A 14,282-nucleotide genomic window follows, 5' to 3' on the forward strand; every position below is an offset into this window, starting at 1 on the left:
GATATGAAGAGAGTGATATTTTGTATTATAGGTTGGGTTCTTGTATTGGGATTACACGCTCAAATTGTTGAGAATATGCGTATTTATACAGACAAGGACTGCTATGTGGCTGGAGAAGATTTGTGGATAAAAGTTTGTGTGACGGATTCCTTGTCTCGTGGAAGCGTATTAAGCAAAGTAGCTTATGTAGAGATAAGTGACACGAAGCTGGTATACGCACAAGGTAAAATCGACTTGCAGAACGGGAATGGATGGGGACGTATCAGACTTCCGCAAGTCATGCATACCGGAGCTTACCAACTGACGGCATATACGCGTTATATGAGGAACTATCCTATGGCTTGTTTCCCAAAGAAGTATATAGCCTTGCTTAATACTGTTCAGACAACAGAGGAGGATAATGTGGAACTTTTTACGGATTCCATTACCGTTTCACAAGCTTCCGGCAATCAGCTTTCCGGAGCGGACTTATGGACAGATAAATCGGTCTATGGGAACCGGAGTAAAGTAGCCTTGACATTACCCAATCTGCCTGCTGATGTCAAGGAACTTACTTTGTCCGTAGTACGAAAAGACTATGTGCTGAAGGGGTTTCCAATATCAGCCGACGGGCAGAAGAACTATACAAGTGTTCCGGAACGGTCATTTGCTGCAGAGTGTGAAGGGCATATTGTAACCGGCAGGCTGATGGGAGCGCCTGCTGACAATGTAAATGCACGTCTGGCATGTGTGGGCAAGGATATTCGTGTCTTTGGCGGACAGCCTAAGGCTGACGCTATTTATGCTTTTTATACGACCGGAATAACGGATATGCAGGAGATTGTATTAACTGCATTACCGGAGGAGGAAAGTCCCTGCCGATTGGAGCTTATTTCTCCTTTTGTCGGGGTGTTGGCAGAAAAACTTCCTAAAGTCTGTGTGTCATTTCGGAAAGAAGACTTGATAGAGCGTGGTTTCAGCGCGCAATTACATTCTCTTTTGCCGGTAGATTCTTCGTATAGCAAGAGTATATTGCAACAACTTTATGATTTTGTTCCCGCTTCCACTTATAATCTGGATGAGTATGTTCGTTTCAGGACTGTGAGGGATGTTTTTGTGGAATTTGTCAAGGGAATACGTATCAGTCAGCTGGAAGGTAAAGATGTCATCCGGATACTGCAACCGGATATAAGGAGATTCAGTAATATGAAAACACTGGTGTTGTTAGACGGGATTCCGTTTGATGACCATGAAACCATTCTGAACTATGATGCCCGTTTGATACACTATATACATCGTTATACTGGCAAATATACTTTTGGCGGGGAGTTGTATGATGGAATTGTTTCGTTTATAACCCATCGGGGAACATTGCCTGATATACGTTTGGATAAGAATTCACAGATGTTTTCTTATGAGTTTCCACAAAAGAGAATCGCATTTGTTGCTCCATCATACAATTCAGAGAAACAAGCCGGTTCTCGCTTACCGGATTTTCGGCATACACTTTATTGGAATCCGGAGATAACTTCCGCTATGGGTACACTCAACTTTTATACTTCGGATATGAACGGAATATATATAATTACCCTACAAGGAATTTCGGTTGACGGTAGGGAGATAAGGATGCAAAGTGAGTTTGTTGTTGGTGCTAACCATTAGTATAGATGGATAAAAAAGAAAAAGGGCAGAGAACTGAAAAGTTCCCTGCCCTTTATTCATTGTATTTAAAGGTGTTTTTTTACATGGTTACGAGTGACTGCTTTGCAAGCAGCTTTTGTAGTTTACCGTTCAGTGTTTGACACATTGTTCCATTACCCATTGCCTGATAGCGTTTGATTTGGTACTGTAACATAAAAATTTCATTTGCATTCTTTTTCATAATTCTCATCTTTTTGTGCTCTCCGCGTTTCGGAAAGCGGGTTTTTACATCTTTTCTTTTATCTTATAACGTTGCAAAGATACGAAATGTTTGCGAGAAATGTGTTTTATAACATAAAAAATAGCCATTCATCCTTTATTTTCTTTAGAAATACTAGATTTTGCAATCTATATATGACAAATATGTTACGCAAGTTTCGCAAACTCTTCCTTGTTTTATACCTTTGTAAAAAGGGATATTTTAGTATGGAGAATATTGTCAGAACAATAAGAGCTTATTATCCGGTTTCAGATGAAGCATTGGCGACATTGGCACATGGTTTTGAAAAGCAAGTGTTTCCTGTCAAAACACTTATTATCCGTGCAGGACAATTTGATAGGCAAGTCCACTTCATAGAGAAGGGAATGACACGCTCGTACACCTTGCACGATGGAAAAGAAATAACGACATGGTTCTCTATGGAAGGTGATGTAGCTTGTGGCTCGTGGGATTTATATAGGAACAAAGCAGGCTTTGAATACGTGGAAACATTGGAAGAAACACTGGTCTATTCTATTTCCATTGAAACGCTTAATGAGTTGTATAAGTCAGATATAGATATTGCAAATTGGATGAGGGTGTTACAACAGGAAAATTTTCTTCGCTTACAAGATATTCATATATCTCGCCTCAACTTGTCTGCGTATGAGCGTTATGAAAAATTAATGAGTGAGTGTCCGGCCCTTTTTCATAGAGTGACTTTGGGACATATCGCTTCTTTCCTTGGCATTACACAACAATCATTGAGTCGTATCAGGGCAAAGGGGTATTTTTTAACATAGGATAAATTCCTATACATTAGAGTTTTGTATTTTTGTCCGCAAAAACAGGATGCGTATGAAAACAGAATATGAAAAGTGCATGGCTGGCGAACCTTTTATAGGAAGCAGGGATCCGAAAATAGTGGAGATGATTTTGCGTACAAAACGTCTCCTGGCACAATTCAATGCCACAGATTATGCCGATAGCAAGCGCAGGAGGGAGTTGTTGTGTGAGATGTTGGGACATGTAGGCAAGAATGTGCATGTGGATATTGACTTCCATTGTGAATGTGGCAAGCATATTTTTATGGGCGACAAGGTAATTGTCAACATGAATTGTACCTTTGTGGACAACAATCGTATTGACATAGGTAGCAACGTCTTAATAGCCTCTAATGTACAGATATATACGGCAACCCATTCTACCAAAGTAGATGAACGTATGGTGCAGGACTGTCCGGAAGAACAAGAAATCTGCCGTACGTATGCCTTACCTGTACGAATAGAGGATGGAGTATGGATTGGTGGAGGGGTTGTCATTTTGCCTGGTGTCACCATCGGGAGGAACAGCGTTATCGGGGCGGGGAGTGTGGTTACCCGTTCTATTCCTGCGAATTGTGTGGCAGTGGGAAATCCTTGTCGTGTGATAAAACAGATTGATAATATAGTATCTGTATGAGCATGTGTTGAGTAAATGTATTATCTTTGCATATATTACCATGTAAACAAGAGAGACTATATACTTATGGGGAAATTGGTGGAACTTTGGCGGAGTCCTTATCCTACGTTTTATCAACGCTGGAAGGCAGTAGTGATACCTTCGGCCATTATTTTTCTGATATTATATATACTTCAGCCGTTCGGTATTTCCCGGATAAAGGGAAGTGTGTTTGGGGTGGTTGCCGGTTCTGCATTGATTGCGGCAGGTGCTTCGGGAGTTTTCACCTATTTGCTTCCGGCATTATTTCCTGCTTATTACAAGGAGCAGAACTGGACATTGGGTAAGCATGTGTTGAATTTGCTGCTGATGTTGTTGCTGATAGCAGTGGGGATTTGGGCCTATCAATCATGGTTGATGGGAATGTGGTTGGACAAGCGGTTGTTCTTTCTGGCTTTGTCTTGGGTAATGGTGCTGGCACCTTTTCCTACCATATTTTTTCTGATGTGGAACCGCAATTTGCAACTGACCCGCAATCTGAAAGAAGCTATGGAGATGAACGGTCACCTTTCAAGGAGAATATCCCCGGAAGTTGGGATAGCGAGCTTGGAAGACAAGGTGTTTTCCTCGGAAGAAGCGTTGGTGTTTGCCGGTGGCACCAAAGAAATGCTGGAAGTAAAGGCCGGAGATTTCCTTTATGCAGAGGCAAAGGGGAATTACGTAAAAGTAGGTTACCGTTCAGATTCGGATAAAGAAAAGAAAATTACATGGAGATTGTTGCGTGCCACCATGAAGCAGGCAGAGGAAGCTGTCTCTGCTTGCCCTTTTATTATCCGTTGCCATAGGGCCTTTCTTGTAAACATCCGGATGGTGGTGAAAGTAGATGGAAACTCTCAGGGATATAAGCTGAATCTGGAGGGTTGCGAAGAAGATGTTCCGGTTTCACGCGCATACGCCAAAGAGGTGAAAGCATTGATTGAAAACCGAACAAAGAGTTAGTCACTCGTCACAGAAATACGTTGTTCGTCACAAAGAGTTTGTTGGTTGTCACATATCCGGGCTGTCTGTCCCGGATATTTTTTTGTCTTATACCCTTCCTTTATGTTTGCGGCAGGAAACACAACGAATGTAAAGATATGAAACGGGAAACAGTCTTTGGGATATTGGGTGTATTACTTTATACACAGCCTTCCGTAGCGCAGAAATCAGTGACCGATACAGTACGTCTGAATTTTAATATAGACAGTGTCGCTTTGGAAGAAGTAGTGGTAAAAGGAGCCAGAACTCCTGCTGCCAACAGCCGTTGGAGCGATATGCATCCGGTGGAACTGGTCACGGTGGGCGGTGCGAACGGTGATTTATACAAGGCATTGCAGACTTTGCCCGGTACGCAAGTGCAGGGTGAAACCGGTGAATTGCTGGTACGTGGTGGAGGCAGTTACGAGACGCAGACTTTTATTGATGGAATGCATGTACTGAATCCCTATACTTCGAACGGAATAAATACCCCTGCTCGCAGCCGTTACTCTACATTTATGTTCAGTGGGGTAAACCTTGCTTCGGGAGGCGCTTCACAAGAATATGGAGAAGCGCTTTCGGCAGTCTTGCCATTGGAAACAAAAGATTACAGCAAGGTCGATAAAGTCGGAGTGAACGCTTCCGTTGTCGGTGTTGGTGGAGGGGGCACAAAGACTTTTGACAGAGGATCCTTGTCTGTTGACTTGAATTATCAGAACCTGGGTTTGTATGACAAGGTTTATTCGGGCAGGAGGGATTTCGAGAAGCCTTACCGGATGTTTTCCGGAGCTGTCCAGTTCCGTTATACTCTTGATGAAAGAGTGGTATGGAAGGTTTACGCACAATACGACCGGACGGACTTTTCCACTTACGAAGGGGATAACCGCAGATTGTTCGGGCTGGGTGAAGACAATATCTATGTAAATGCAACCTTTCGCAGGCATACTTCCGGAGAGTGGAGTTGGTTTGCAGGGGCGGCCTATTCTTACTATAACCGGAGAATCGGAGGAGCAGTTGTTTCGGGTGATAACTGGCTGGAACGTCAGCAAGAGACGCATCTGAAGGCTAAAGTTTCCAAACGGCTGTCATCGGTATTCCGCCTGGATATGGGGATAGAGAGCTATATCCGCAATTACAGGAATCATTATCTGTTGTGCGGGACGGATGACAGCAATCGCATGTCGCCTACCATTGGTGCGGGTTTCTTTTCGATGGCTTATTATCCGATGGAACAATTGAAGATGGAGTTTTCTTTTCGCACGGAATACACTTCTCCGAACCGTAAGATGAATTTCTCTCCCCGGCTGGCGGCGAACTATTATTGGGGAAACATGATGCTGTCGGGGATTGTAGGGCGATACACACAGTTGCCCGAGAACAACTGTTTGGTGCGTCGGCCGCAGTTGATGTCGGAAGTATGTATGCAGTACAATTTGGGCGTTCAGTACGACTATGAAGGGCGTTTCTGTAAAGCTGAACTTTATTATAAGGATTATGACCGTCTGGCATTGGAGGAAACGGATGCCGATACGAAAGCTGTATTCTTGACCTCCAACGGTTATGGACACAGCAAAGGCATAGACTTGTTCTTCCGTGATAGAGCGTCCTTCAAGAATCTGGAATACCAGTTATCCTATACCTATAATATAGCCAAACGTAAATATCGGGAGTATCTGGAACTGACTACTCCTCAGTATGCTACACGGCATAATGCAGCCTGGGTGGTGAAGTATTCCTTGCCTCGCCTGCGTTCCATTGTCAGCGTGACCGACCGTTTCAGTAGCGGACGTCCTTATCATAACTCCATGCTGCCGGGTCTGATGAACGATGAAGTGAAGCCTTATAACAGTCTGGATTTGGGTGTGACCTTCCTGGCAAGCAAGAAGGTAATCATCCATGCTTCCACCAGCAATATCCTTTGCCGGAAGAATGAGTTCGGTAAGGTGGATAACAAGGCTGTCCTGGCTTCCAGCGACCATTTTTTCTATGTAGGAGTATATGTGACTTTAGGCAAGAAGGCCGCCTACGATGTATCCAATTTTTAGACAATAACCCTTTTTAAATAAACAAAGATGAAAGCAATGATTATTTTTTTAGTATTTGTAATGCAAAGTGCCGCCCAGCTGCTCTTTGCCCAGAACCTGACTATTGAAGTGTGTGACATTGAAAAGGTGGAGGGGCATCTCTATGTCGCCATCTACAATTCGGAAGAAACATTCATGAAGAAACCCTTGACCGCCTTCCGGATAGATGTGAAAGATACGTCGCTCTCCATTCCTTGCCAGGGGTTACCTACGGGTACGTATGCCATTTCGTTGTTTCAAGACGAGAACGGAAACGGGAAACTGGATACTGCCGTTTTCGGCATTCCTACAGAGAAGTACGGGTTCAGTAATGATGCTCAAGGCGTTATGGGTCCGCCGTCTTATGACAAATGCAGCTTCACTTTTTCCGGAGACACGACTTTGGTGATACATCTGAAGTAGAGTGATTATGTAAGTAAAACGGGAATTAATTTTCTTTTGCGGACGATTTACACTATTTTTGTGGTTCAACCTTAATAATTGCGTTATGAAACGAGTTGCACGACTTCTGGGATTTCTCGGACTGGTATGTTTGCTTGCCTCTTGCGGCAAACGTTCTTTCATTACAGACACTTCTTACCGCCAACGTGTGGAGCAAGACTTCAATCAAAAAAAAGAAAGGTTGCCGCAGGGCGATTTGTTTGCCATATTTGATACGGACTTGACGTCGTACGAACGCGAAGCTTTGGAGTTCCTTTATGCCTATATGCCTTTGGCAGACATTGCCGATTATTCCGGAGAATTTCATCTGATGAACGTGCGCGCCTCCCAAAAGGCTGCCGATGAGATGCCTTGGGGAAAAGTTATTCCTGAGGATTTGTTTCGTCATTTTGTACTTCCGGTGCGGGTCAACAATGAGCATCTGGACAGTGCACGGGTAGTGTTTTACGAAGAACTGAAGAATCGTGTCAAGTCTCTGTCCCTCTATGATGCCATTCTGGAGGTGAACCACTGGTGCCACGAGAAGGCTATCTATACTCCCTCCGATGCCCGTACCAGTTCGCCTTTGGCAACGGTACGCACGGCATACGGGCGTTGTGGCGAGGAATCTACCTTGCTGGTTGCCGCCTTGCGTTCGGTGGGTATCCCTGCTCGTCAGGTCTACACACCCCGGTGGGCGCATACCGACGACAATCATGCGTGGGTAGAAGCATGGGCAGACGGGAAATGGTATTTTCTTGGAGCCTGCGAACCCGAACCGGTACTCAACCTTGGTTGGTTCAATGCTCCGGCCAGCCGCGGCATGTTGATGCATACCAAAGTTTTCGGACGTTATGAAGGAGTGGAAGAAGTGATGTCCGTCACTCCCAATTATACGGAAATCAATGTAATCGGTAACTATGCACCGACGGCCAAGGCCACGGTTACGGTAACGGACGGGCAAGGCAAGCCGGTGCCCGATGCTTGTGTGGAGTTCAAACTCTACAATTATGCTGAGTTTTATACCGTAGCCCGGAAGCGGACCGATGCGGAGGGAAAGGCTTCTTTGACAGCCGGTAAAGGCGACATGCTGGTATGGGCATCGAAAGACGGACAGTTCGGCTATGCCAAACTGTCTTTCGGCAAGGACCATGAGTTGGCTGTGAAGATGGACAAGACTGCCGGTGACGGTCATACGGCGGATTTCGAACTTGTGCCGCCCCCCGAAAATGCGGAGTTGCCGGAGGTTACTCCCGAACAGCGTGCTGAGAACGACCTCCGCATGGCTCATGAAGATTCTATCCGCAATGCCTATGTGGCTACGTTTATGACAGATGAGACTGCTCGCTATTTTGCCCGGCAGTACCAGCTCGACGAGGATGCCGTTGCCCGGATTCTGGTAGCTTCCAGAGGAAACCACCGGGTTATTGCCGACTTCATGGCACGGTTGCGCTCTGAAAAGTCCAAAAGAGGAGGTCTGGACCTGCTCCAACGGATTTCGGCAAAAGACCTCCGCGACGTTACACTGGAAGTTCTGATGGACCACATGCAATCCCGTATGTGCAAGAATGCCGACCATTTCCGCAGATATGTGCGCAATCCACGCGTAAGCAACGAGATACTGACCCCCTATAAAGGATTTTTCAAGAAAGCCGTCTCAAAGGAAGATGCTGAGGCATACAAGGCAGAGCCGATGAAACTGGTGGCATGGGTGGCCCAAAATATCCGGGTAGACAATGACTGTAATTTGGGAGGGGCTCCCATTTCTCCGGAAGGGGTCTGGAAGGCCCGTGTGGCTGATGCCCATAGTCGTGACATTTTCTTCGTCTCCATGGCACGCAGCATGGCAATCCCTGCCCGTATCAACGGAGTGACCGGCAAAGTACAGTTGATAGGGGATGATGGTGCGATGGATGTGGACTTGAACCATCATCCGGAAGAGCCGGTCTTTATGGCAGAAGGAATTGCTTCGAAGGGAAAGTTGGTGGCTTCCTATAAGCCTATCCGTTCGTTGGATAACCCGAAATACTATTCTCATTTCACTCTTTCCAAACAGACCCCGCAGGGCAGTTTGCAATTGCTTTCCTATGACGAAGGCGATGCAGATATGGGCGGCGGTACTACATGGAGCAATCTTCTGAAGGAAGGAACAGCTCTGGAGGCCGGAGATTATGTTTTGGTGACCGGTACACGCCTTGCCAGCGGTGCGGTACTTTCTAAAACCACCTTTTTCAATATTCTGCCGGAGAAGACAACGGAAATTGAATTGGTGATGCGCGAGAGCGAGGATGAGGTGCAGGTTATCGGGAACTTTAATTCGGAGTCTCTCTTCACTCCGCTGCCGGACGCCGGCTCCGCAGCCCAGCAGAGTCTGCTGCAGGCTTGTGGGCGCGGTTACTTTGTCGTAGGCATTCTGGGTGTCAATCAAGAGCCAACCAATCATGCGTTGCGCGACATCGCTTCATTCAAGGCTGATTTGGAGAAGTGGGGGCGTAAGATGGTGTTGCTGTTCCCTAATGAGGCCAAAGCCGGCAAGTTCGCCCGCGAGTCATTCCCCGATTTGCCCTCTACCATTATTTATGGTATAGATACGGACGGTATCGCTGCGCAGATTGCAGAAAGCATGAAGTTGAAGCATAAAGAGAGCCTGCCGATATTCATCATAGCCGATACTTTCAATCGGGTGGTCTTTGTATCGCAAGGATACACCATCGGACTGGGAGAACAACTGATGAAGACAATAAAGGGGTTATAGGGCTTTCTGCCATGAATTGTAAATAGTAATCGTCAAATAGTAAATCATCCGATGCCTGTTATCGAAATATCATCTTTGACCCATCCCGGTGTGGAGATATTCAGTACCCTTACCGAAGCCCAGTTGCGCAACCGCTTTGAGCCGGACAAAGGGCTGTTTATAGCTGAGAGTCCTAAGGTTATCAAGGTGGCTCTGGATGTCGGCTACGAGCCTTTGGCCCTTTTGTGTGAGCACAAGCACATTTATGGGGATGCTGCTGAAATCATTGAGCGTTGTGGCGATATACCCGTCTACACAAGCGGTAGGGAATTGCTTGCCGAGCTGACTGGCTACGTTTTGACACGTGGTGTTCTTTGTGCCATGCGCCGTCCGGTTCCGAAGAGTATGGAGGACGTCTGCCGGGGAGCCCGGCGTATTGTGGTTATCGACGGGGTGGTGGATACCACCAATATTGGGGCCATCTTCCGTTCGGCGGCAGCTCTTGGCATGGATGCTGTGCTGTTGACGCGTAATTCCTGCGATCCTCTGAACCGTCGTGCGGTCCGGGTTTCAATGGGAACGGTTTTTCTTGTGCCGTGGACGTGGATGGACGGTCCTCTGGATACGCTCGGTGAGTTGGGTTTCCGCACGGCGGCCATGGCGCTTACGGACAATTCCATTTCCATAGACAATCCCGTTTTGAAGACCGAGCCCCGGTTGGCTATTGTGATGGGTACTGAGGGAGATGGTCTTTCGCACGAAGCGATTGCGGGAGCCGACTATGTGGTTCGTATCCCCATGGCGCACGGTGTAGATTCGCTGAACGTGGCGGCCGCAGCGGCTGTTGCTTTCTGGCAACTTCGCGTTTAGAAGTGATAACTCAAAAAAGCATATATTATGTTGGCATATACTTATATTGAACACGGAAAGTTCGGATTGCTTGAGAAACCGATACCGGTATTGGAAGATGCACGTGATGCTATTGTGCGGGTGACACTGGGTAGCATATGCACCAGTGACTTGCATATAAAGCATGGAAGTGTACCGCGCGCCGTACCCGGAATTACGGTAGGACACGAAATGGTGGGCATCGTAGAGCAGGTGGGTGCCGAAGTTGAGTCGGTAAAGCCCAGCGACCGTGTGACTGTGAATGTGGAGACTTTTTGTGGTAAATGTTTCTTTTGTCGTCACGGATATGTGAACAACTGTACCGACACTAATGGCGGTTGGGCTTTGGGGTGCCGTATCGATGGCGGCCAGGCGGAATATGTACGTGTGCCTTATGCCGACCAGGGACTGAACCGTATTCCCGATACGGTAAGCGACGAGCAGGCGCTCTTGGTAGGCGATGTGTTGGCCACCGGCTTCTGGGCTGCCCGTATCTCCGAAATAACCGAGGAAGACACTGTACTCATCATCGGTGCCGGGCCGACGGGTATTTGTACCCTGCTTTGTTCCATGCTGAAGAAGCCCCGTCGCATTATTGTCTGCGAGCAGTCGGCCGAAAGAATCCGTTTTGTCCGCGAGCATTATCCGGAGGTGCTGGTCATTGGGCCGGAAAACTGCAAAGACTTTGTGAGGAAGCATAGCGACCATGGTGGGGCAGATGTCGTACTTGAAGTTGCCGGCACGGAAGATACTTTCCGCTTGGCATGGGAGTGTGCCCGTCCCAATGCCATTGTCACCATTGTGGCGCTTTATGACCAGCCTCAGTTATTGCCCTTGCCGGAGATGTATGGCAAGAATCTTGTCTTCAAGACCGGTGGTGTGGATGGGTGCGATTGTGCCGAGATACTGCGCCTGATAGCGGCGGGACAGATAGATACCACACCGCTTATCACACATCGTTTCTCGTTGGAGGAAATTGACGAAGCCTACCGTATTTTTGAGAATAGGCTGGAGGGGGTGATAAAGGTGGCGATTGTGGGTAGATAGAAAAAGAGGATAGCCAATGAAGGCTATCCTCTTTTTCTATGTAATTATTTACTTGCTACTTACTTGCTCAAAGCTTGAGCCACGTCAACCGCACAAGCCACTGTACATCCTACCATCGGGTTGTTACCGATACCCAGGAATCCCATCATTTCTACGTGGGCAGGAACTGATGAAGAACCAGCGAACTGAGCGTCTGAGTGCATACGACCCATGGTGTCAGTCATACCGTAAGAAGCCGGTCCGGCAGCCATGTTGTCCGGGTGCAGAGTACGACCAGTACCACCACCGGATGCCACTGAGAAGTACGGCTTGCCAGCCAATACGCGTTCTTTCTTATAAGTACCTGCAACCGGGTGTTGAAAGCGGGTCGGATTCGTAGAGTTACCAGTGATAGATACATCCACGCCTTCTTTCCACATGATAGCCACACCTTCGCGAACATCGTCTGCACCGTAGCATTTTACTTTGGCACGGGGACCGTCGCTGTATGCGATTTCACGAACTACTTTCAGTTCACCTGTATAGTAATCGAATTGAGTCTGAACGTATGTAAAGCCGTTGATACGAGAGATAATCTGTGCAGCGTCCTTGCCGAGACCGTTCAGGATGCAACGCAGAGGTTCTTTACGTACCTTGTCAGCTTTAGCGGCAATCTTGATAGCACCTTCGGCAGCAGCGAATGACTCGTGACCTGCCAAGAAAGCGAAACATTTGGTTTCTTCACGCAGCAACATGGCTGCCAAGTTACCATGACCGATACCAACCTTGCGGTCGTCAGCTACAGAACCCGGAATACAAAATGCCTGCAGACCGATACCGATAGCTTCAGCAGCTTCAGCAGCGTTCTTGCAGCCCTTCTTAATGGCGATGGCGCAACCTACAACGTATGCCCATTTTGCATTTTCGAAACAGATGGGCTGAGTTTCTTCACAAGTCTTATAAGGATCGAGACCATGAGCTTCGCAGATAGCATTGGCTTCTTCGATGTCTTTGATACCGTTTGCGTTCAATGCAGCAAGAATCTGCTTGATACGACGGTCTTGGCTTTCAAATTTTACTTCTCTAATCATATGTCTTTCCTCCTTATATTATTCGTGACGTGGGTCAATGTGTTTAACTGCACCTTGCTCTTCAGTGAAGCGGCCGTATGTACCGGTAACTTTCTTCAATGCTTCATTGGCGTCTGTACCTTTCTTGATTTCATCCATAAACTTGCCCAGATGAACAAATTCGTAACCGCAGATTTCGTCGTTCTTGTCCAAAGCGATAGTCTTGATGTAACCTTCTGCCATTTCCAAGTAACGAGAACCCTTAGCCAACGTTCCGTATAATGTGCCTACCTGGCTGCGCAGACCTTTGCCCAAGTCTTCCAAGCCAGCTCCAATCATCAAACCGCCTTCAGAGAAAGCAGACTGAGTACGACCGTAAACAATTTGCAGGAAGAGTTCGCGCATAGCTGTGTTGATAGCATCGCAAACGAGGTCAGTATTCAATGCTTCGAGGATAGTCTTTCCCGGGAGGATTTCTGATGCCATAGCAGCAGAATGAGTCATACCGGAGCAACCGATAGTCTCAACCAAAGCTTCCTGGATAACGCCTTCCTTTACATTGAGGGTTAATTTACATGCACCTTGCTGAGGAGCACACCAGCCAATACCGTGTGTCAGACCAGAGATGTCAACAATTTCTTTAGCTTTTACCCATTTACCTTCTTCGGGAATAGGAGCCGGTCCGTGATTAGGACCTTTCTTCACAACACACATGTGTTCCACTTCGTGTGAATAAGTCATAATTAGCTCTTTTTTTAAGTGATATAATTAAAAAAAACGTAGTCCACTTTTATTAGTCGGGTGCAAAGTTAGTTGTTTTCCCCGTTTCTGCCAACTGTTCAATTTGACTTTTTTTAAAAAAAGAAGTAATAAGAAGCTGAATTTCTGCGGAATGTAAAGTGGAGTTTGCAGTTGACTGTTTTTTCTCGTCTCTGATAGGGTTTGTGAATCAATAAGGTATGTGCTTGTTAATCAGGAAGTAATTTTGCCAACCCCTTGCTTGCGTCTTGGCAAACTTTTGCCATGCCTATGGCAAAGTTTTGCCAACGCGGTGGCAAAGTCTTGCCAATGGTAAGGCAAAATCCTGCCAACTGGTTGGCAAGGCGAAGAAAATAAAGGGGAGTCCGTGTTTGACTATGGCTGCAAAGTCTTACCTTTGTGGCACATTAAATAAAATACAAACTATGATAGAAGTTACAGATGTGGCATTGCGCCAGGCTGCCGGTGAAGGGATGGATGCATTCATCGGCGTATTCACCGGTGCTTATAAGAAAGAAATAGGCGGAGAAATGACTGCCGGGACGATGTCTTTGCTTACCGGTGAACAGCATTCATTGTTGGCCTATCAGATATTCCGTGATGAAGTGATGGAAGGGGGCTTCTGCCAACTGATTCAAAATGGTTATGGCGGTTATATTTTCGACAATCCGTTTGCCAAAGTGATGCGTTTGTGGGGAGTGGGCGATTTGAGTAAGTTGGTTTATGCTGCCAAGAAAATATACGATAGCCATCGTGACGACTTGGAACGCGAACGCACAGACGAGGAGTTTATGGCAATGTACGAGCAATATGAGGCTTTCGATGAACTGGAAGATGAATTTTTGGAAAAAGAGGAGGAATATACAGCTTTGGTTGCCGGCTATGTGGATGAGCATTTGGAGCTGTTTGCCAAGATTGTGTGATAGAGAGTAACGAGGAAAGGCATATTAGCCTATACCCATTCT

13 protein-coding genes are annotated in these 14,282 nt (G+C 46.6%); 10 read left to right on the top strand and 3 right to left on the bottom strand.

Going from position 1 to position 14,282, the window contains the following annotated elements; all coding sequences use genetic code 11:
* Positions 1-75 precede the first annotated feature (75 nt).
* Positions 76-1,641 (top strand): hypothetical protein, encoded by a 1,566-nt coding sequence (locus DW896_RS03445; protein ID WP_227212788.1) that lies wholly within the window; start codon positions 76-78, stop codon positions 1,639-1,641.
* A 79-nt stretch (positions 1,642-1,720) separates the two neighbouring features.
* Here the strand turns inward: DW896_RS03445 and DW896_RS21415 are convergent, their stop codons facing one another.
* Entirely contained in the window at positions 1,721-1,861 is a 141-nt protein-coding gene (locus tag DW896_RS21415; RefSeq protein ID WP_005832819.1) for a hypothetical protein, read from the bottom strand.
* Positions 1,862-2,106: 245 nt separating this feature from the next.
* On the opposite strand from DW896_RS21415, the gene DW896_RS03450 reads away from it, so the two are divergent.
* The 8 genes from DW896_RS03450 to DW896_RS03485 all read left to right on the top strand — a co-directional run bounded on the left by DW896_RS03450 (position 2,107) and on the right by DW896_RS03485 (position 11,509).
* On the top strand, positions 2,107-2,682 hold the full coding sequence (locus tag DW896_RS03450) for a Crp/Fnr family transcriptional regulator (RefSeq protein ID WP_009038102.1): 576 nt from the start codon (positions 2,107-2,109) through the stop codon (positions 2,680-2,682).
* Between the two features lie 55 nt (positions 2,683-2,737).
* Complete coding sequence (locus DW896_RS03455) at positions 2,738-3,340, top strand: sugar O-acetyltransferase (RefSeq protein ID WP_005832814.1); 603 nt, start codon at positions 2,738-2,740, stop codon at positions 3,338-3,340.
* 66 nt (positions 3,341-3,406) lie between these two features.
* Complete coding sequence (locus tag DW896_RS03460; RefSeq protein ID WP_008665300.1) at positions 3,407-4,318, top strand: LytTR family DNA-binding domain-containing protein; 912 nt, start codon at positions 3,407-3,409, stop codon at positions 4,316-4,318.
* 137 nt (positions 4,319-4,455) lie between these two features.
* Entirely contained in the window at positions 4,456-6,381 is a 1,926-nt protein-coding gene (locus tag DW896_RS03465) for a TonB-dependent siderophore receptor (protein ID WP_009038103.1), read from the top strand.
* A gap of 27 nt (positions 6,382-6,408) precedes the next feature.
* Positions 6,409-6,822 carry a DUF2141 domain-containing protein gene (locus tag DW896_RS03470; protein WP_005832808.1) on the top strand — a complete coding sequence of 138 codons (414 nt, stop codon included), beginning with the start codon at positions 6,409-6,411 and terminating at the stop codon, positions 6,820-6,822.
* A gap of 85 nt (positions 6,823-6,907) precedes the next feature.
* On the top strand, positions 6,908-9,595 hold the full coding sequence (locus tag DW896_RS03475; protein ID WP_009038104.1) for a transglutaminase domain-containing protein: 2,688 nt from the start codon (positions 6,908-6,910) through the stop codon (positions 9,593-9,595).
* Positions 9,596-9,646: 51 nt separating this feature from the next.
* Positions 9,647-10,444 carry an RNA methyltransferase gene (locus tag DW896_RS03480; protein WP_005832804.1) on the top strand — a complete coding sequence of 266 codons (798 nt, stop codon included), beginning with the start codon at positions 9,647-9,649 and terminating at the stop codon, positions 10,442-10,444.
* A gap of 27 nt (positions 10,445-10,471) precedes the next feature.
* Positions 10,472-11,509, top strand: a complete 1,038-nt coding sequence (locus tag DW896_RS03485; RefSeq protein ID WP_119992881.1) for an alcohol dehydrogenase — start codon at positions 10,472-10,474, stop codon at positions 11,507-11,509.
* A gap of 59 nt (positions 11,510-11,568) precedes the next feature.
* Here DW896_RS03485 and DW896_RS03490 read toward each other — a convergent pair whose 3' ends face one another.
* Both DW896_RS03490 and DW896_RS03495 read right to left on the bottom strand, forming a co-directional pair.
* Positions 11,569-12,579 (bottom strand): GGGtGRT protein, encoded by a 1,011-nt coding sequence (locus DW896_RS03490; RefSeq protein WP_005831851.1) that lies wholly within the window; start codon positions 12,577-12,579, stop codon positions 11,569-11,571.
* Positions 12,580-12,597: 18 nt separating this feature from the next.
* Positions 12,598-13,299, bottom strand: a complete 702-nt coding sequence (locus tag DW896_RS03495) for an iron-sulfur cluster assembly scaffold protein (RefSeq protein ID WP_005831848.1) — start codon at positions 13,297-13,299, stop codon at positions 12,598-12,600.
* Between the two features lie 443 nt (positions 13,300-13,742).
* Here DW896_RS03495 and DW896_RS03500 point away from each other — a divergent pair, with 443 nt between their 5' ends.
* Entirely contained in the window at positions 13,743-14,240 is a 498-nt protein-coding gene (locus DW896_RS03500; protein ID WP_008665373.1) for a DMP19 family protein, read from the top strand.
* The last annotated feature ends 42 nt before the right edge of the window (positions 14,241-14,282 follow it).

Source organism: Bacteroides sp. AM41-16 (assembly GCF_003603495.1).
GTDB lineage: Bacteria > Bacteroidota > Bacteroidia > Bacteroidales > Bacteroidaceae > Bacteroides > Bacteroides uniformis.

Excerpts from the sequence above, each read along its gene's own strand:
- DW896_RS03445 (WP_227212788.1), top strand. The coding sequence starts at position 76 with ATGCGTATTTATACAGACAAGGACTGCTATGTGGCTGGAGAAGATTTG.
- DW896_RS21415 (WP_005832819.1), bottom strand. The coding sequence starts at position 1,861 with ATGAAAAAGAATGCAAATGAAATTTTTATGTTACAGTACCAAATCAAA.
- DW896_RS03450 (WP_009038102.1), top strand. The coding sequence starts at position 2,107 with ATGGAGAATATTGTCAGAACAATAAGAGCTTATTATCCGGTTTCAGAT.
- DW896_RS03455 (WP_005832814.1), top strand. The coding sequence starts at position 2,738 with ATGAAAACAGAATATGAAAAGTGCATGGCTGGCGAACCTTTTATAGGA.
- DW896_RS03460 (WP_008665300.1), top strand. The coding sequence starts at position 3,407 with ATGGGGAAATTGGTGGAACTTTGGCGGAGTCCTTATCCTACGTTTTAT.
- DW896_RS03465 (WP_009038103.1), top strand. The coding sequence starts at position 4,456 with ATGAAACGGGAAACAGTCTTTGGGATATTGGGTGTATTACTTTATACA.
- DW896_RS03470 (WP_005832808.1), top strand. The coding sequence starts at position 6,409 with ATGAAAGCAATGATTATTTTTTTAGTATTTGTAATGCAAAGTGCCGCC.
- DW896_RS03475 (WP_009038104.1), top strand. The coding sequence starts at position 6,908 with ATGAAACGAGTTGCACGACTTCTGGGATTTCTCGGACTGGTATGTTTG.
- DW896_RS03480 (WP_005832804.1), top strand. The coding sequence starts at position 9,647 with ATGCCTGTTATCGAAATATCATCTTTGACCCATCCCGGTGTGGAGATA.
- DW896_RS03485 (WP_119992881.1), top strand. The coding sequence starts at position 10,472 with ATGTTGGCATATACTTATATTGAACACGGAAAGTTCGGATTGCTTGAG.
- DW896_RS03490 (WP_005831851.1), bottom strand. The coding sequence starts at position 12,579 with ATGATTAGAGAAGTAAAATTTGAAAGCCAAGACCGTCGTATCAAGCAG.
- DW896_RS03495 (WP_005831848.1), bottom strand. The coding sequence starts at position 13,299 with ATGACTTATTCACACGAAGTGGAACACATGTGTGTTGTGAAGAAAGGT.
- DW896_RS03500 (WP_008665373.1), top strand. The coding sequence starts at position 13,743 with ATGATAGAAGTTACAGATGTGGCATTGCGCCAGGCTGCCGGTGAAGGG.